Source organism: Streptomyces sp. NPDC006384 (genome assembly GCF_042870695.1).
Lineage (GTDB): Bacteria > Actinomycetota > Actinomycetes > Streptomycetales > Streptomycetaceae > Streptomyces.
Genome location: NZ_JBIAHR010000003.1, coordinates 1 through 17,341, shown reverse-complemented (window position 1 = coordinate 17,341; position 17,341 = coordinate 1). Strand labels below are relative to the sequence as shown.

Here is a 17,341-nt window from a genome sequence, read left to right as displayed (position 1 = left end):
CACGACCGGCGGGCCGGCACACCGCCCGCCCCGGCCGCTTCCCCCCGATGAGGCGCTCCGCGCCGCCCCGTTCGATCTGCCGATAGTGTGGGCGCTCGTCCGAGACGCCCCGCCACCCCCACCGGGCACGGGTGTCCACCGCAGTCCATCGAACCGGGGCCCGTACCTCGATGTCCGTGCACAGCCACCCGGCAGCCCAGCAAGACCTCGCTGCCGCACCTGAGTTCCCGCGCCACGTGGTGACCGCGGTCCTCGTCTCCCACGACGGAGCCCGCTGGCTGCCCGACGCGCTCGCCGGTCTGCTCGGCCAGGAGCGCCCCGTCCAGTACGCCGTGGCCGCCGACACCGGCAGCGCCGACGACTCCGCCCGGCTGGTCACCGAGGCCCTCGGTGACGACCGCGTGCTCCACCTGGCCCGGCGCACCGGCTTCGGCCAGGCCGTCGAGGAGGCCACCCGCACCGCACCGGTCCTCACCCCCGAGGAGCTCCCGTACCTGCGGCGCCCGAGCGGCTGGGACCCCGTCACGCGCACCTGGCGCGACGACGCCCACGACCTGCCCGAACTCCCCCACGGAGAGCCGGTGCAGTGGCTGTGGCTGCTGCACGACGACTGCGCCCCCGAGCCGGACGCCCTGGCCGAACTGCTGCGCGTCGTCGACAACGAGTTCGCGCTCGGCCGCGAGGACGTCGCCGTCGTCGGCCCCAAGCTCCGCGGCTGGTACGACCGTCGGCAACTGCTGGAGGTCGGCGTCTCCATCGCCAACTCCGGCCGCCGCTGGACCGGCCTGGACCGCCGTGAACAGGACCAGGGCCAGCACGACCACGTCCGGACCGTCCTCGCGGTGTCCACCGCGGGCATGCTGATCCGGCGCGACGTCTTCGAACGGCTCGGCGGATTCGACCGCCGGCTGCCCCTCATGCGCGACGACGTCGACCTGTGCTGGCGCGCGCACGCCGCCGGCCTGCGCGTCCTGGTCGCCCCCGAGGCGGTCGTACGCCACGCCGAGGCGGCCTCCCGCGAGCGCCGCACCGTCGACTGCGCCGGACGCACCGCCGCCTCCCCGCACAAGGTGGACAAGGCCGGCGCCGTCCACACCCTGCTCGTCAACGTCCGCACCGCCGCCCTGCCCTGGGTGCTGCTGCGCCTCGTCGTCGGCACCCTGCTGCGGACCGTCGCCCACCTCGTCGCCAAGGTCCCCGGCCAGGCGCTCGACGAGATCCGGGGCCTGCTCGGCGTCCTGCTGCGCCCCGAACGCATCCTCGCCGGACGCCGTGAACGCGGACGCCCGCAGATCGGCAAGGACGAACTGCGGGCCCTGTTCCCGCCCCCCGGCGCGACGGTCCGCGTCACCGTCGAACAGGCCGCGGGCAGCCTCTTCGGCGGCTCCGACGCGGACACCGCACCGGGCGCCGGACGGCACGGCGGCGCCATCGAGTCCGGCCCGGGCGGCGACGACGCCGACTTCCTCGAGATCGAGCAGTTCGCCCGCCTCAAGCGCATCGCCCGCAGACCCGGCCCGGTCCTCTTCCTGGTCCTGCTCCTCGCCTCCCTGGTGGCCTGCCGCGCGCTCATCGGCGGCGGCACCCTCGCGGGCGGCGCGCTGCTGCCCGTCCCGGACGGCGCCACCGACCTGTGGTCGCGGTACGCCGACGCCTGGCACACCGTCGGCACCGGCGGCACCGCCTCCGCCCCGCCCTACCTCGCGATCCTCGCCACGCTCGCCTCCGTGCTGCTGGGCTCCGCCCAGCTGGCCGTCACCCTGCTGCTGGTCGGCTCGGTTCCCCTGGCCGGCGTCACCGCGTACTTCGCCTCCCGCCCGCTCGTCCCCTCCCGGCTGCTGCGCGCCTGGGCGGCCGTCGCCTACGCCTTCCTGCCCGCCGTCACCGGCGCACTCGCCGGCGGCCGCATCGGCACCGCCGTCCTCGCCGTGCTGCTCCCGCTCATCGCGCGCGCCGGCGTCGCCGCCGCCGGCCTGACCGGCTCGTCCGGCACCCGGGGCAGCTGGCGCGCCACCTGGGCGTACGCGCTGCTGCTGACGATCACCACCGCCTTCACGCCCGTCGTGTGGCCCCTCGCGCTGCTCCTCGGCATCGGCGTCCTGGTCCTGCGCCGCGGCGACATCACCGCGTACGGGCTGCGCCTCCTCGCCCAGCTCGGCACGCCCCTGCTGCTGCTCGCGCCCTGGTCGCTGTCGCTGTTCCCGTCCGGCTTCCTCGACGAGGCGGGCCTCGCCCACGGCGCCTCGGCGGCCTCCGCGCTCGACCTGCTCGGCGCCGTCCCCGGCGGCCCCGGCACGGTCGGCGGGCTCGTCCTCGTCGGCATCGTGGCGGCCGCGCTGGCCGCCCTGCTGCGCTCCGAGCGGCAGGCGGCGATCCGCACCGCCTGGGCCGTCGCCCTGGTCGCCCTCGTCCTCGCGGTCCTGTCCAACCGTTCCGCCTGGGCCGGCCCCGCCACCCTCGTCTACGGCCTCGCCCTGCTGTCCGCCGCCGCCCTGGGGGCCGACGGGGCGCGCTTCCGCGTCGCCGAGCAGAGCTTCGGCTGGCGCCAGCCGGTCGCCGCGCTCATCGCCCTCGCCTCGGCCGCCGGTCCGCTGATCGCCGCCGTCGGCTGGATGGCCGGCGGCGCCGACGGGCCGCTGGAACGCCGCGACCCCGCGCAGGTGCCCGCCTTCGTCGCCGAGGACACCCTCACCCGCGACCAGGCCCGCGCCCTCGTCATCGCCGGCGACTCCGCCGCCGAGGTGCGCTACATGCTGGTCCGCGGCTCCGGCATCCGCATGGGCGACGGCGAACTGGCCACCCAGGGCGGCAACGCCCGGCTCGACAAGGTCGTCGCCAACCTCGTGGCCGGCTCCGGCGCCGACCAGGCCGGCCAGCTCGGCGGCTTCGCCGTGCGCTACGTCCTCGTGCGCCAGGGCGCGCCGCGCGACGTCGTCCGCGTCCTGGACGCCACGCCGGGGCTGCGGCGGCTCAGCCAGCAGGACGGCAGCGGACTGTGGCAGGTGGACCGCGACGTCGCACGCGCGACCATCGTGCCCGGCGACGGCTCGGACGCCGGCGAGCCGCAGCCCGTCGCCGCCGGCCCCGTGGAGATCCACACGAAGATCCCGTCCGGCTCCGAGGGGCGCGTGCTGCGCCTCGCCGACGAGGCCGCCGACGGCTGGAGCGCCACCCTCGACGGCAAGCCGCTCACCCGCACCACCGTCGACGGCTGGGCACAGGGCTTCGAACTCCCCGCCTCCGGCGGCCGGCTGGACGTCACCTACGACGCCCCGCTCACCCACACCGCCTGGCTGTGGACCCAGGGCCTGCTCGCCGTCGTCCTGGTCGTCCTGGCCCTGCCCGGCCGGCGCCGCGACGTCGACGACGACCTGCCCGAGGAGCCGCTCGTCCCCGCCCGGGCCGCGGCCGGCGAGGGCCGCCGGGCCCGGCGCCTGCGGGCCCAGGCGGAGACCGGGACCGAGACCGAGGCCGCTCCGGTCCCCGCCCCGCCGCAGGAGGCACCGGCGCCGGTCCCGCAGCAGCCGGAGTACGGCACGTGGGAAGCGGCCGGCCCCCGGAACGACGGCTACGACGCCTACGGCACGTACCCCGGCGAGCAGTACCAGGACGGCCGGCAGTACGACCCCGCCGCCCACGGTCAGCAGCAGCCGTACCAGCCGGACGCCTACCAGGAGCCCCAGGGCGCGCAGGCCGGCCGGTACGAGGCGGGCCCGTACGACCCGTACGCCTACGGCGCCCCCGCCCGGACCGGCACCTACGACCAGACGTACCACCAGACATACGGCCAGGACGGCTACGACCAGGGCGGCTACGCCACGCCGTACGACCCTTCCCCGCCCCGGCACCCCCACGGCCCGGGCAGTGAGCGTCCCGACGGGAGCCAGCAGTGAACCGCACCACCCTGTCCCTGATCGCCGGCGCCACCGCACTCGCCGCCGTCACCGGATTCGCGGCGCTCACCACACCGGACGCCCCCGGCACGGACACCGCACCGGCGTCCGCCGCCCGGCTGCCGGTGGAGCGCTCCAGCCTGACGTGCCCGGCGCCCAGCATCTCCGACCTGGCCGAGACGACGTACACCTCCTTCACGCCCCTCACCAAGGGCACCGACGGCAAGGGCAGGGCCGCGCTCGCGGCCGCACCGTCGGATCCGGCCGGCACCGACGAGGACGCCGAGAAGGGTGACCAGGACGACAAGGACGACAAGAGCGGCCGGAAGGACGAGAAGCCCGCCGTCCAGCCGAAGGCGCCCGGCACGCCGGTCACCGGGACGACCAGCGGCGCCGACACGCCCGCGTTCGTCGGCATCGCCGAGGGAAGCCACGCCCCCGGCTGGACCGTGCAGCAGACCACGGAGGTCGCCGCGGGCACGGGCCGCGGACTGCTCGGCGTCACCTGCTCGGCGCCGGACACGGAGTTCTGGTTCCCGGGCGCCAGCACGGCCGCCGACCGCACCGACTACGTCCAGCTGACCAATCCCGACGACTCGGCGGCCGTCGTCGACATCGAGCTCCACGGCAAGGACGGCGCCGTGAGGACGACGGTGGGGGAGGGCATCACGGTGCCTCCCCACGCCAGCGAGCCGATCCTGCTGTCCACGCTGAGCGGCACGCAGGAGACCGACCTCACCGTGCACGTCGTCGTGCGCAGCGGGCGGGTGGGGGCCGCGGTGCAGGCCCTCGACGACAGGACCGGCGGCGACTGGCTGGCCCCGGCCGCGGACCCGGCGGGCGACCTGGTGCTGCCGGGCATCCCGAAGGACGCCACGGCCGTACGCCTGGTGCTGTTCACGCCGGGGAACACGGACGCCGACCTGAAGGTGCGGCTCACCTCGCCGTCCGGGCCGATCACCCCCGCCGGACACGAGACGGTGCGCGTCAAGGCGGGCATGACGACCGGCGTCGACCTCGGCGAGGTCACCCGCGGCGAGGCGGGCTCCCTGGTGCTGACGCCGACGGACCGGCCCGTGCCGGTCGTGGCCGCGCTGCGCGTGGTGCGGGGCAAGGGCGACGCGCGGGAGACGGCGTTCATCCCGGCCTTCGGCCCGGTCGGGGCGCGCGCCACCGCGGTGGACAACCGCGCCAAGGGCACCACGCTGTCCCTGACCGCGCCCGGCGAGAGCGCGAAGGTGAAGGTCACCGCGTCGGCGGGCAGCGAGGGCGGCACGCCGGTGTCCAGGACGTACACGGTCGAGGGCGGCACCACCCAGGACGTCGAGCCGCCGGTCCCGGCGGGCCTGAAGGGCACCTACGCGCTGACGGTCGAGCCCGTGTCGGGCGGCCCGGTGTACGCGGCCCGCACCCTGGACCGGGCGGACGACGACGCGGCGGCCTTCACGGTGCAGACCCTCCCGGACGACCGGGGCATGGTGGCGGTCCCGAAGGCGCGGGAGGACCTGTCGGTGCTGCAGAAGTGACCTTCCCCGGTCCTTCCCGCCCGCCCCGGTCCTTCCCGCCCCTCCCGGCCCTCAGTCCTCCCCGTACCTCGGGTCCACCGTCTCCGGCGTGAGGCCGAGCAGCTCCGCGACCTGCTCGACGACCACCTCGTGCACCAGCGCCGCCCGTTCGTCCCGGCCCTTCGCGCGGATCTCGACGGGCCGCCGGTAGACGACCACCTGCCCCCGCCGGCCGTCCCGTGCGGGCACCGTGCCGCCCAGCGGCACCGCCTCGTCGTCCCACACCTGCCCGGACGCATCCAGCCGCGGTACCTCGAGCACGTGGAAATCGATGTCGGCCAGCTGCGGCCACCGCCGCTCCAGCCGCTCGACGGAGTCCTGCACCAGATCCGCGAACACATCGGCGCGGCTGGCGGCCAGCGGTACCTGCGGCGGCGCGATCGGGCCGCGCATGCCCCGGCCGTGGCGATCACGACGGCGGGGTCCCGGGCGGCCGGCCTCACGGGGTGTCACGGGGTTGTCCATCACTGGGGAAGGGTAGTCCCCGCCGGCACCGCGTGCCCGCCCCCGCACGACACACCGGCCGACGATGGGGGCACCGGCACGACATGTCGCCGGATGACCATTTCGGCCAAGGTTGGACTCGATTTCGTATCTCTCTGTGACCGCGGAACCTGCGGCATGCGATGCCGTCTGTGATGCCTTATGACCGCTTTCGGACGCGTCCGACCGTGCGGAAAACGGCGTCCGCCCAGGTCGCAGAGGCCCGCCCGGAAGGGCCTGTGGCCCGTCTCACACCGCGACACGGTGGTGTGACCCGGTGGAGGATCGTCGCGGCCCGCTCAAGAGTGCGGTACCGTCCAACATCGTGAGCCCTGTACGTCGCTGTTCGCGCACCGCCTGCGGCCGTCCCGCCGTCGCGACGCTGACGTACGTCTACGCCGACTCGACCGCGGTCCTCGGCCCGCTCGCCACCTACGCCGAACCCCACTGCTACGACCTGTGCGCCGAGCACTCCGAGCGCCTCACCGCCCCGCGCGGCTGGGAGGTCGTCCGGCTCCTCGACGGTTCGGCCCCGGCGCGCCCCAGCGGCGACGACCTGGAAGCGCTCGCCAACGCGGTGCGCGAGGCCGCCCGCCCCCAGGAGCGTGCGGCGGGAGCCGGCGGCGGAGCGCGGTCGGCCGACCCGATGGAGGTCGCGCGCCGCGGCCACCTGCGCGTGCTGCGCTCGCCGGACAACTGAGTCCTCCCTCCTCCACCCCGCACCCTCGCCCGTGCCGGACGGGATGCTGCCCTGTCCCGTGCCGGTGCCTACGGGTAGTTTGTGGTCACTGACAGGACTTCCAGGAAGGCTGGCCGTGGCTGCTGATCTGTCACAGATCGTGAAGGCGTACGACGTGCGCGGTGTGGTCCCCGACCAGTGGGACGAGCCGCTGGCCGAGCTGTTCGGCGCCGCCTTCGCCGAGCTGACCGGCGCGGACGCCGTCGTCGTCGGCCACGACATGCGGCCCTCGTCGCCCGGCCTGTCCGGTGCCTTCGCGCGCGGGGCGGCCGCACGCGGCGCCGACGTCGTCCTGATCGGCCTGTGCTCCACGGACCAGCTGTACTACGCCTCCGGCGCGCTGGACCTGCCGGGCGCCATGTTCACGGCCTCGCACAACCCCGCCCGGTACAACGGCATCAAGCTGTGCCGCGCGGGCGCCGCCCCCGTAGGCCAGGACACCGGCCTCGCCGAGATCCGCGCCATGGCGGAACGCTGGAGCGAGTCCGGCGCCCCGCAACCGGCGTCCCGCCAGGGCACGCTCACCCGGCGCGACACGCTCGCCGACTACGCGGCCCACCTGCGCTCCCTCGTCGACCTCACCGCGATCCGCCCCCTGAAGGTCGTCGTCGACGCGGGCAACGGCATGGGCGGCCACACCGTCCCCACGGTCCTCGACGGCCTGCCCCTGGACGTCGTACCGATGTACTTCGAGCTGGACGGCACCTTCCCCAACCACGAGGCCAACCCGCTCGACCCGGCCAACCTCGTCGACCTCCAGAAGCGCGTCCGCGCGGAGGGCGCCGACCTCGGCCTCGCCTTCGACGGCGACGCCGACCGCTGCTTCGTCGTCGACCAGAACGGTGACCCGGTCTCCCCGTCCGCGATCACGGCCCTTGTCGCCTCCCGCGAACTGGCCCGCAACGGCGGCACGGGCACGGTCATCCACAACCTGATCACCTCCTGGTCCGTGCCCGAGGTCGTCAGGGAGAACGGCGGCACCCCGGCCCGCACCCGCGTGGGCCACTCCTTCATCAAGGCCGAGATGGCCCGCACCGGCGCCATCTTCGGCGGCGAGCACTCCGCGCACTACTACTTCCGCGACTTCTGGAACGCCGACACGGGCATGCTGGCCGCCCTCCACGTCCTGGCCGCCCTCGGCGGCCAGGAGGGCACCCTGTCCGCACTGGTCGCCCAGTACGACCGCTACGCCGGCTCCGGCGAGATCAACTCCACCGTCGACGACCAGGCGGCCCGCCTCGCCGCGATCCGCGCCGCGTACGAGGGCCGCGACGGCGTCGCCCTCGACGAACTCGACGGCCTCACCGTCACCGCGGCCGACTGGTGGTTCAACGTCCGCCCCTCCAACACGGAGCCCCTGCTGCGCCTGAACGCCGAGGCCCGCGACGAGGCGACCATGAAGAAGATCCGCGACGAGGCCCTGGCGATCATCCGCGCATAACCGAAGGCGCCCCAGCGGCGGGCAGCCGTGCCGCCCGCCCGCCTGCCCGTCCCGCCGTAGCTGCGGGCAGTGGCACCCCGCAACGCCGGGCCGCGACACCCGCCCGCGAGCACCGGCGCCGGGTGCGCCGACACCCACCCCGGCCCCGTCACCCGCCCCACGACCGGCGGTACCCTGACCAGCACATCCGCACAGCGCTCAACCGCCCCCGAAGGGAACCCCCATGCCGCTCGAAGCCGGCCTCCTGGAGATCCTCGCCTGCCCCGCCTGCCACTCCCCCCTCGAGGAGCAGGACGCGGAGCTGATCTGCACCGGCCAGGACTGCGGACTGGCCTACCCGGTCCGCGACGGCATCCCCGTCCTCCTCGTCGACGAGGCCCGCCGCCCCGAGTGACCGGCGGCCGGGTTCCCCCAGCCGCAGGACGGGCCCCCGCGCCCGCGCGACCGAACGAACGCCCCGGCGATCGGAGACTGCCGCCATGCTCGACGAATCGCTCCTCGACACACCGGAGGGCCTCGCCGAGGCCGACCGCCGCGGCCTGCTCCGCGGCGCCGCCGAGGCCGGCGCCCGGGTGCGCACCGCCGCCCGGCTCGCCGCCGAGGCCGGCGTCGGCCGCCTGGAACCGGACGGCCGCCCCCGCGCCGTACTGATCGCCGGCCCCGGCGCCGCCGCCACCCACACCGCCGACCTCCTCGGCACCCTCGCCGGCGCCGGCAGCCCCGTCACCCGCCTCGCCCCCGTCGGCGTCGCGGCCGCCGCGGGCGCCCTGCGCTGGGAACTGCCCGGCTGGGCCGGCTCCGTCGACCTGCTGCTGATCGCCACCCCCGACGGCACCGAGCCGGGCCTCGCCCTGCTCGCCGAGCAGGCCTACCGCCGCGGCTGCACGGTCGTGGCCGTCGCCCCCGGCGGCTCCCCGCTCAGCGAGGCGGTGAACGGCTCCCACGGCCTGTTCCTCCCGATGGCGACCGCCCCGTACGACCACGACGAGCCCCTCGCAGGCGCCGCCCCCGGCGTCCTGTGGGCGCTGCTCACGCCGCTCCTCGCCCTGCTGGACCGCACCGGCCTGCTGGAGGCGCCGCCCGAGGCCGTCGAGAAGGTCGCCGACCGCCTCGACCAGGTCGCCGAACGCTGCGGTCCCGCCATCGTGACCTACAGCAACCCGGCCAAGACCCTGGCGGCCGAACTCGCCGACTCCCTCCCCGTCGTCTGGACCGAGGGCACCTCCGCCGGACCGGCCGGCCGCCGCTTCGCCGCCGCGCTCGCCGAACTCTCCGGCACCCCCGCGGTCGTCGCCGAGCTCCCCGAGGCGCTCGCCGCGCACAGCGCCCTGCTCGCCGGCCCCCTCGCGGCCGCCGCCGACCCCGACGACTTCTTCCGCGACCGCGTCGAGGAGCCGCCCGCCCTGCACGCACGCGTGGTGCTCCTGCGCGACCGCCCCATCGGCGGACTCAGCGCCGCCCCCGCCGCCCGGGACGTGGCCCTCGGCCACGACACGCCGATCAGCGAACTCGAACCGCAGGCCGGCGGCGAACTGGAGACCCTCGCCGAACTGATCGCCATCACGGATTTCGCCGCCGTTTACCTGGCGCTCGCCTCCGGCACCTGATCTCGTACAGGACACGCGCACACCGGCAGAGAGAGCCCATGGACCGCCTCGACAACACCGTCCGCCCCTACGCCTGGGGTTCCACCACCGCGATCCCGAACCTGCTCGGCACCGAACCGACCGGTGAACCGCAGGCGGAGATGTGGATGGGCACCCACCCCGGCGCCCCCTCCCGCACCGCCCGGGGCACCCTCGACGAGGTCGTCGCCGCCGCTCCCGAGCGGGAACTGGGACCGGTCTCCGTGGCCAGGTTCGGCCCCCGGCTGCCCTTCCTCCTCAAGCTCCTCGCCGCCGGCGCCCCCCTCTCCCTCCAGGTCCACCCCGACCTCGACCAGGCCAGGCGGGGCCACGAGGACGAGGAACGCCGAGGCGTCCCCCTCGACGCCCCGCACCGCAACTACAAGGACGCCAACCACAAGCCCGAACTGATCTGCGCCCTCACCGAGTTCGACGGCCTGTGCGGCTTCCGCCCGCCCGCCGAGACCGCCGGCCTCCTCGACGGCCTCGGCGTCGCCTCCCTCAAGCCCTACGCCGACCTGCTGCGCGCCCACCCCGAGGACGCCGCCCTGCGCGAGGTCCTCACCGCGATCCTCACCGCAGACCCCGAGGGCATGTCCCGCACGGTCGCCGAGACCTCCGCCGCCTGCGAACGCCTCGGCGGCCCCTACGCGCCCTACGCCGGCATCGCCCACCACTACCCGGGCGACCCCGGCGTCCTCGCCGCCCTCCTCCTCAACCACGTCCGGCTCCAGCCCGGCGAGGCCCTGTACCTGGGCGCCGGCATCCCGCACGCCTACCTGAACGGCCTCGGCGTCGAGATCATGGCCAACTCCGACAACGTCCTGCGCTGCGGCCTCACCCCCAAGCACGTCGACGTCCCCGAACTCCTGCGCATCGTCCGCTTCGAGCCCGGCGACCCGGGCATCCTGCGCCCGGAGGCGTCCCCCGACGGCGAAGAGGTCTACGACACCCCCGTCGACGAGTTCCGCCTCTCCCGCTACGTGCTCCCCGAGGGCACCGCCCCCCGCGACCTCACCCGCCCAGCCCCGCAGATCCTGCTCTGCACGGCGGGCACCGTACGGGCGGGCGAGCACGACCTGACCCCCGGACGGTCCGTCTTCGTCCCGGCCGGCGAGAAGGCCGAAGTGTCCGGCAACGGCACCGTCTTCCGTGCCACCGTGCGTGTCTGACGCGAATGCGGCAACCCGTTCCGTCGCACCGGCGACCGGCCGGGCTGCAACAATGACCCACCGCGAAGGACGGGCGGAGCCGGCACCGGCACAGCCCCTCCCGAGCGGCGTACACACGCAGGCGAAGGCGAAGGGACAACGCGGCACATGAGCGCGTCAGGCGGCACCAAGGCGATCGTGGCGGCACTGGCCGCCAACCTCGCGATCGCTGTATCGAAGTTCGTTGCGTTCGTCTTCAGCGGCTCGTCGTCGATGCTCGCGGAGTCCGTGCACTCGCTGGCGGACTCCGGCAACCAGGCCCTCCTCCTGGTCGGCGGCAAGAAGGCCCAGCGCGAGGCCACCCCGCAACACCCCTTCGGCTACGGCCGCGAGCGCTACATCTACGCCTTCCTCGTCTCCATCGTGCTCTTCTCGGTCGGCGGCATGTTCGCCCTCTACGAGGGCTACGAGAAGATCAAGCACCCGCACGAGATCGAGCACTGGTACTGGCCCGTCGGCGTCCTCGTCTTCGCGATCATCGCCGAGGGCTTCTCCTTCCGCACCGCCATCAAGGAGTCCAACGCCCTGCGCGGCAAGAAGTCCTGGACGGAGTTCGTCCGCCGCGCCAAGGCGCCCGAGCTGCCGGTCGTCCTCCTGGAGGACTTCGGCGCGCTCGTCGGCCTCGTGCTCGCCCTCGGTGGCGTCGGTCTCGCCCTGCTCACCGGAAACGGCGTCTGGGACGGCGTCGGCACCCTGTGCATCGGCGTCCTGCTCATCCTGATCGCCCTCGTCCTGGCCGCCGAGACCAAGTCCCTGCTGCTCGGCGAGGCCGCCGGCGCCGAGGACGTCCGCAGGATCGAGGCCGCGACCGTCGACGGCGCCACCGTCACCCGCATCATCCACATGCGCACCCTCCACCTCGGCCCCGAGGAACTCCTCGTCGCCGCCAAGATCGCCGTCCGGCACGACGAGACGGCCGCCGAGGTCGCCGCCGCCATCGACGCCGCCGAGGCCCGCATCCGCGAGGCCGTCCCCATCGCCCGCGTCATCTACCTCGAACCGGACATCTACAGCGAGACCGAGGCCGCCAGGGGAGCGGACCGCGAGGCGACGCCCGGCGGCCCGGCCACCGGCCACCACTGACACCCTCGATCTCCCCCGTGACCCGGCCCCGCCGACCTCCGGCGGGGCCGGACCACGTTTCCCCGCCCTGTGAAACGGCCGGATGTGTGCGGAGGCGGACTGGGGACGGCCGGGCCCACCGGTGTAGCTTGGGACGGAGCCAGACGTCGCTGCTGATGGCGGTCGGGCGGTCCGAGGACGGACCGGCCGAGGGAGAGAGGGCCTCCGACGGACTGCGCTGCGCGTACGCGGGCATGCCTGTGTCCTCTTCGGGGCACCCCTGTGTCCGCCGCCGCGCAGGTCAGCCGTACCCACCTCGACCCAACCCGAGGAGCAGCCCGTAATGACGACTGTCGACAACCGACAGGACTTCAAGGTCGCCGATCTCTCCCTGGCCGCGTTCGGCCGCAAGGAGATCACGCTCGCCGAGCACGAGATGCCCGGCCTGATGGCGATCCGCAAGGAGTACGCCGAGGCCCAGCCGCTGGCCGGCGCCCGGATCACCGGCTCCCTGCACATGACCGTGCAGACCGCCGTGCTCATCGAGACCCTGGTCGCCCTCGGCGCCGAGGTCCGCTGGGCCTCCTGCAACATCTTCTCCACCCAGGACCACGCGGCCGCCGCCATCGCCGTCGGCCCGAACGGCACGCCCGACAACCCGCAGGGCGTCCCCGTCTTCGCCTGGAAGGGCGAGACCCTCGAGGAGTACTGGTGGTGCACGGAGCAGGCGCTGACCTGGCCGAACACCCCCACCGGCGGCCCGAACATGATCCTGGACGACGGCGGTGACGCCACCCTCCTCGTCCACAAGGGCGTCGAGTACGAGAAGGACGGCAAGGTCCCCTCGCCCGACACCGCCGAGTCCGACGAGCACCGCGTCATCCTCGAGCTCCTCACCCGCACGGTCGCCGAGAGCCCGCAGAAGTGGACCCAGCTGGCGTCCGAGATCCGCGGCGTGACCGAGGAGACCACCACCGGCGTGCACCGTCTGTACGAGATGCAGCGCGACGGCACCCTGCTGTTCCCGGCGATCAACGTGAACGACGCCGTCACCAAGTCGAAGTTCGACAACAAGTACGGCTGCCGCCACTCCCTGATCGACGGCATCAACCGCGCCACGGACGTCCTCATCGGCGGCAAGACCGCGGTCGTCTGCGGCTACGGCGACGTGGGCAAGGGCTGCGCGGAGTCGCTGCGCGGCCAGGGCGCCCGCGTGATCGTCACGGAGATCGACCCGATCTGCGCGCTGCAGGCGGCGATGGACGGCTACCAGGTCACCACCCTGGACGAGGTCGTCGAGACGGCCGACATCTTCATCACCACGACGGGCAACAAGGACATCATCATGGCCTCGGACATGGCCAGGATGAAGCACCAGGCGATCGTCGGGAACATCGGCCACTTCGACAACGAGATCGACATGGCCGGCCTGGCGAAGATCCCGGGCATCGTCAAGGACGAGGTCAAGCCGCAGGTCCACACCTGGACCTTCCCCGACGGCAAGGTCCTCATCGTGCTCTCCGAGGGCCGCCTGCTGAACCTGGGCAACGCCACGGGTCACCCGTCGTTCGTGATGTCCAACTCGTTCGCGGACCAGACGCTGGCCCAGATCGAGCTGTTCACCAAGCCCGACGCCTACCCGACCGGTGTCTACGTGCTGCCCAAGCACCTCGACGAGAAGGTCGCCCGTCTCCACCTGGACGCCCTGGGCGTCAAGCTGACCACGCTCCGCCCCGAGCAGGCCGAGTACATCGGCGTCGCGGTCGAGGGCCCCTACAAGCCCGACCACTACCGCTACTGAGCCACCGGCTCCTTCCGCGATTCCGAGACAGGCCCCCGCACCCCCGTGCCGGGGGCCTGTCCCGTTGGCGCCTCAGCGGCCGGACCGACCCGTCACCACCCAGGACCCCCATGCCCCGCGGCCGATATTCGCTCCATGACCCGCACGACCACACCCCTCTCGCAGACGAACACTTCCAGTGCGCCCCCGGCCCGTCCGGCTGGCGCTACGTCTCCCGGCTGACCACCCCCACCGGTGACCATCAGGGCTCCGTCGACCTCGCCCTCGACGAACTCGGCCGCCCCATCCGCCTGGAACTCCACGCCGCCGACTGGCAGGTGCGCGGCGCGGCCATCGACGGCGTCACCTGGGTCCGGACCGACCCCACCGGAGCCCACGCCACCGAAGGCAATGCGCGCGCCCACGCCTTCACCGGAACGTCCCCGGCGTTCCTCGTCGCCACCACCCGACTCCTGCGCCTCACCCCCTCCGCACCGGCCACCCGCGTACGCCTCGTCGCCCTCACGGACCCGGTCCTCGCCCCCCGCACCGTCGACCAGTCCTGGGCCCTGGTGAAGAGAGAAGCACACACCACTGACAACGGCCCCCTCACCGTGGACGAATACCAGGTCACAGCCCTGGACACGGGCGAACAGCACACCGTCCACATCGCCGGCGACGTCGTCCTCGCGGCCCCCGGCATCGAACTGGAGGACCTGGAGTCACCGCCGTCCGTGTTCCCGTGACCAGCCCCGGGAACGGCACGTACCGCCGCCCGGGGAACAGGTGAGCAAGGGAACTGCGGGAGCAGAGGGCGCACGGGAGCCGGGTCGCGGGGCGGCCGGGGCGACCGCTACGCCGGGGGCACGAACCCGCCGCCGGAACGCCCGTTCCGTGGCTCGTCGTACGGCATGCCGTACGGACGTTCCACCGGCGAGGCCGAGGACGGACGTTCCACCGGCGGAGCCGACGGCGGCACCGGGCCCGGCATCCCGGCAGGCGCCACACCGGGGGACGTACCGCCCCCGAACACCTTGCGGGCCTCCCGGGCCTGCCGTTCCCGCAGCACCGCAGCCAGATACGCCGCCGGTGGAACGCCCTGCGGGGCCGGAACGCCCGTACGGGCCGCGACATCCGCGGCGAGCCGTTCCCCCATGGCCCAGCCGATCCGCGGATCCAGCTGCTGCATCCGCGCGAGGTACTGGCGGACGGCAAGCCACAGGTCATCGGGCACCGCGGACAGGTCGATTCCGGAGAAGCGCCCCGCCAGCCAGGGCGGAGGCGGCGGCAGGAAGCCCGTCGGCGCGACCGGCACCCGCTCCCGCACGACCAGGGTCCCCGCGAACACGTCACCGAGGCGGCGGCCCCGCGCCGACACGAGGGAGGCGATACAGGCGACCACACCGAGCGTCATCAGGATCTCGACCACGCCGATCAGGCCCCGTACCAGCGCGTGCCGAAACCGGATCGGGCCGCCGTCGTCCCGCACCACCCGCAGGCCGCAGGCCATCTTCCCCAGCGATCTGCCGTGGCTGAGCGTCTCCACCGCGATCGGCCCGCCCACCAGCACCAGAACGAACGCGGCAAGGGACAGCGCCGTCTGGGCCGCCGTGTCCAGGGAGGCGGTGGCCAGCACCAGAACGACGGTGACCGCCACATAGGCGGCGACGGCCACGACCAGGTCGAGCAGGACGGCCATCGCCCGGCTGGGAAGTCTCGCCGGGCTCAGCTCCAGCGCCACCGCCTCGCCCGTCACCAGCTCACTCACGCCCGCCGCCCTTCCCCTGACTGCTGCCCCCCACCTGGCCAGTCTGCCAAGCTGGGCACGCATCGCGCCCCAGTACGACAAGCTGATCCACGAAGACCCGCCGACGATAGCCGAGGAGCAGGCACACCGATGGACCTCGACGTCTTCGTCTCCGCGCACCGGGCGGAGTGGGACCGCCTCGACGCCCTGCTCCGTCGCCGTCGTCGGCTGACCGGCGCGGAAGCCGACGAGCTCGTCGCCCTCTACCAGCGCACGGCCACCCACCTCTCCCTGATCCGGTCCAGCGCCCCCGACCCCCAGCTGACCGGCAGGCTCAGCCGGCTCGTGGCCCGCGCGCGCAGCGCCGTGACGGGCACGCGCCGGGCATCCTGGCACGACGTCACACGTTTCCTGACCCGGCAGTTCCCGGCCGCGGTGTACCGGGCCCGCCACTGGTGGGTCCCCACGGCACTCCTGTCGACCGCCGTGGCCGCGCTCCTGGGCTGGTGGATCGGCACCCACCCCGAAGTGCAGTCGACCATCGCGGCCCCCAGCGAACTGCGCGAGCTCACCCGCCCCGGCGGCCAGTACGAGACGTACTACTCCAGTAACCCAGCGGCCTCCTTCGCCGCGCAGGTCTGGACGAACAACGCCTGGGCCGCCGCGCTCTGCCTCATCTTCGGAGTCTTCCTCGGCCTGCCGGTCATCTGGATCCTGTTCCAGAACATGCTCAACCTCGGTGTCGGCTTCGGCCTGATGTCGTCGGCCGGCCGCCTCGACACCTTCCTCGGCCTGGTACTCCCGCACGGCCTGCTCGAACTGACCGCGGTCTTCGTCGCCGCGGGCACCGGTCTGCGTCTGGGCTGGACCCTCGTCGATCCCGGCCCGCGCACCCGGCGCGTCGCTCTCGCCGAGGAGGGCCGGGCCGCGATCGGCATGGCGATCGGTCTGGCCCTGGTCCTCTTCGTCTCCGGCGCCATCGAAGGCTTCGTCACCCCGTCCGGCCTGCCCACCTGGGCCCGCATCACCATCGGAGTCATCGCCGAGCTGGCTTTCCTCGCCTACGTCTATGTCCTGGGCGGCCGTGCCGTACGCGCCGGCGACACGGGCGACGTCGACGAGACCGAACGCAGCGCCACCGTGCCGACAGCGGCCTGATGTGCATCAGCCCCCGGTGAGCTGCTAGTGTCCTCTTCGTTCCCGCAAGAGCCGTTGACACGGATCGAGCGGGGAGGTAGATTCGAACAGTTGCCTGTAGACGGGGTCACCCCAGAGGGCAGTGGTAAGTTTCTATACGCTTCCTCCTGATTCGTCGAATTCGGAGAAGCACCCTCCCGATTAATCGGAAATGAACGGCCGGTCAGACTGGCCCAGAACTTCTGATAAAGTCGGAACCGCCGGAAAGGGAAACGCGGAAGCGGGAACCTGGAAAGCACCGAGGAAATCGGATCGGAAAAGGATCTGATAGAGTCGGAGACGCAAGACCGAAGGGAAGCGCCCGGAGGAAAGCCTGAGAGAGTCTCTCGGGTGAGTACGAAGGAAGCGTCCGTTCCTTGAGAACTCAACAGCGTGCCAAAAGTCAACGCCAGATATGTTGATACCCCGTCCATCCTCCGGATGGTCGAGGTTCCTTTGAAAAAACACAGCGAGGACGCTGTGAACGGCCGGGCTTATTCCGCCCGGCTGTTCCGCTCATCGTGGTGTCACCCGATCACGGGTAAACATTCACGGAGAGTTTGATCCTGGCTCAGGACGAACGCTGGCGGCGTGCTTAACACATGCAAGTCGAACGATG

13 protein-coding genes and 1 rRNA gene are annotated in these 17,341 nt (G+C 73.4%); 12 read left to right on the top strand and 2 right to left on the bottom strand.

The features are described from left to right. The first annotated feature begins 170 nt into the window (after positions 1–170). Positions 171–3,893: a glycosyltransferase gene (locus tag ACFYOJ_RS04230; protein ID WP_356558500.1), complete on the top strand. Its 3,723-nt coding sequence runs from the start codon at positions 171–173 to the stop codon at positions 3,891–3,893. Next, entirely contained in the window at positions 3,890–5,419 is a 1,530-nt protein-coding gene (locus ACFYOJ_RS04225; RefSeq protein ID WP_356558499.1) for a DUF5719 family protein, read from the top strand. Before ACFYOJ_RS04230 ends, ACFYOJ_RS04225 begins: the two co-directional genes overlap by 4 nt. A 51-nt stretch (positions 5,420–5,470) precedes the next feature. Here ACFYOJ_RS04225 and ACFYOJ_RS04220 read toward each other — a convergent pair whose 3' ends face one another. After that, positions 5,471–5,923: a metallopeptidase family protein gene (locus ACFYOJ_RS04220; protein ID WP_356558510.1), complete on the bottom strand. Its 453-nt coding sequence runs from the start codon at positions 5,921–5,923 to the stop codon at positions 5,471–5,473. A gap of 295 nt (positions 5,924–6,218) precedes the next feature. On the opposite strand from ACFYOJ_RS04220, the gene ACFYOJ_RS04215 reads away from it, so the two are divergent. The 8 genes from ACFYOJ_RS04215 (at position 6,219) to ACFYOJ_RS04180 (ending at position 14,545) form a co-directional block, all read left to right on the top strand. Continuing rightward, positions 6,219–6,641, top strand: coding sequence for a DUF3499 domain-containing protein (locus ACFYOJ_RS04215; protein ID WP_356558498.1), 423 nt, complete (start codon positions 6,219–6,221; stop codon positions 6,639–6,641). 115 nt (positions 6,642–6,756) lie between these two features. Beyond that, positions 6,757–8,121, top strand: coding sequence for a phosphomannomutase/phosphoglucomutase (locus tag ACFYOJ_RS04210; protein ID WP_356558497.1), 1,365 nt, complete (start codon positions 6,757–6,759; stop codon positions 8,119–8,121). A gap of 223 nt (positions 8,122–8,344) precedes the next feature. Further along, the gene (locus tag ACFYOJ_RS04205; RefSeq protein WP_356558496.1) at positions 8,345–8,515 is read left to right on the top strand and encodes a Trm112 family protein; all 171 of its coding nucleotides are present in this window, start codon (positions 8,345–8,347) and stop codon (positions 8,513–8,515) included. 85 nt (positions 8,516–8,600) lie between these two features. After that, positions 8,601–9,728 (top strand): SIS domain-containing protein, encoded by a 1,128-nt coding sequence (locus ACFYOJ_RS04200; protein ID WP_356558495.1) that lies wholly within the window; start codon positions 8,601–8,603, stop codon positions 9,726–9,728. A gap of 38 nt (positions 9,729–9,766) precedes the next feature. Then, on the top strand, positions 9,767–10,918 hold the full coding sequence (manA, locus tag ACFYOJ_RS04195; RefSeq protein ID WP_356558494.1) for a mannose-6-phosphate isomerase, class I: 1,152 nt from the start codon (positions 9,767–9,769) through the stop codon (positions 10,916–10,918). A gap of 147 nt (positions 10,919–11,065) precedes the next feature. Continuing rightward, positions 11,066–12,040, top strand: a complete 975-nt coding sequence (locus ACFYOJ_RS04190) for a cation diffusion facilitator family transporter (RefSeq protein ID WP_356558493.1) — start codon at positions 11,066–11,068, stop codon at positions 12,038–12,040. A 322-nt stretch (positions 12,041–12,362) separates the two neighbouring features. Then, positions 12,363–13,820 carry an adenosylhomocysteinase gene (gene ahcY, locus ACFYOJ_RS04185; RefSeq protein WP_356558492.1) on the top strand — a complete coding sequence of 486 codons (1,458 nt, stop codon included), beginning with the start codon at positions 12,363–12,365 and terminating at the stop codon, positions 13,818–13,820. Positions 13,821–13,930: 110 nt separating this feature from the next. Further along, a complete protein-coding gene (locus ACFYOJ_RS04180) occupies positions 13,931–14,545 on the top strand; it encodes a hypothetical protein (protein ID WP_356558491.1) in 615 nt (204 codons plus the stop codon). Positions 14,546–14,652: 107 nt separating this feature from the next. Here the strand turns inward: ACFYOJ_RS04180 and ACFYOJ_RS04175 are convergent, their stop codons facing one another. Continuing rightward, complete coding sequence (locus tag ACFYOJ_RS04175) at positions 14,653–15,567, bottom strand: RDD family protein (protein ID WP_356558490.1); 915 nt, start codon at positions 15,565–15,567, stop codon at positions 14,653–14,655. Between the two features lie 129 nt (positions 15,568–15,696). On the opposite strand from ACFYOJ_RS04175, the gene ACFYOJ_RS04170 reads away from it, so the two are divergent. Further along, complete coding sequence (locus tag ACFYOJ_RS04170; protein WP_356558489.1) at positions 15,697–16,704, top strand: stage II sporulation protein M; 1,008 nt, start codon at positions 15,697–15,699, stop codon at positions 16,702–16,704. Positions 16,705–17,270: 566 nt separating this feature from the next. Further along, positions 17,271–17,341, top strand: a 16S ribosomal RNA gene (locus ACFYOJ_RS04165); the annotation flags it as partial.

Bases quoted from the DNA above. Each gene is read 5' to 3' on its own strand.
- ACFYOJ_RS04170 (WP_356558489.1), top strand. From the start codon at position 15,697: ATGGACCTCGACGTCTTCGTCTCCGCGCACCGGGCGGAGTGGGACCGC.
- ACFYOJ_RS04220 (WP_356558510.1), bottom strand. From the start codon at position 5,923: ATGGACAACCCCGTGACACCCCGTGAGGCCGGCCGCCCGGGACCCCGC.
- ACFYOJ_RS04205 (WP_356558496.1), top strand. From the start codon at position 8,345: ATGCCGCTCGAAGCCGGCCTCCTGGAGATCCTCGCCTGCCCCGCCTGC.
- ACFYOJ_RS04190 (WP_356558493.1), top strand. From the start codon at position 11,066: ATGAGCGCGTCAGGCGGCACCAAGGCGATCGTGGCGGCACTGGCCGCC.
- ACFYOJ_RS04200 (WP_356558495.1), top strand. From the start codon at position 8,601: ATGCTCGACGAATCGCTCCTCGACACACCGGAGGGCCTCGCCGAGGCC.
- ACFYOJ_RS04230 (WP_356558500.1), top strand. From the start codon at position 171: ATGTCCGTGCACAGCCACCCGGCAGCCCAGCAAGACCTCGCTGCCGCA.
- ahcY (WP_356558492.1), top strand. From the start codon at position 12,363: ATGACGACTGTCGACAACCGACAGGACTTCAAGGTCGCCGATCTCTCC.
- ACFYOJ_RS04180 (WP_356558491.1), top strand. From the start codon at position 13,931: ATGCCCCGCGGCCGATATTCGCTCCATGACCCGCACGACCACACCCCT.
- manA (WP_356558494.1), top strand. From the start codon at position 9,767: ATGGACCGCCTCGACAACACCGTCCGCCCCTACGCCTGGGGTTCCACC.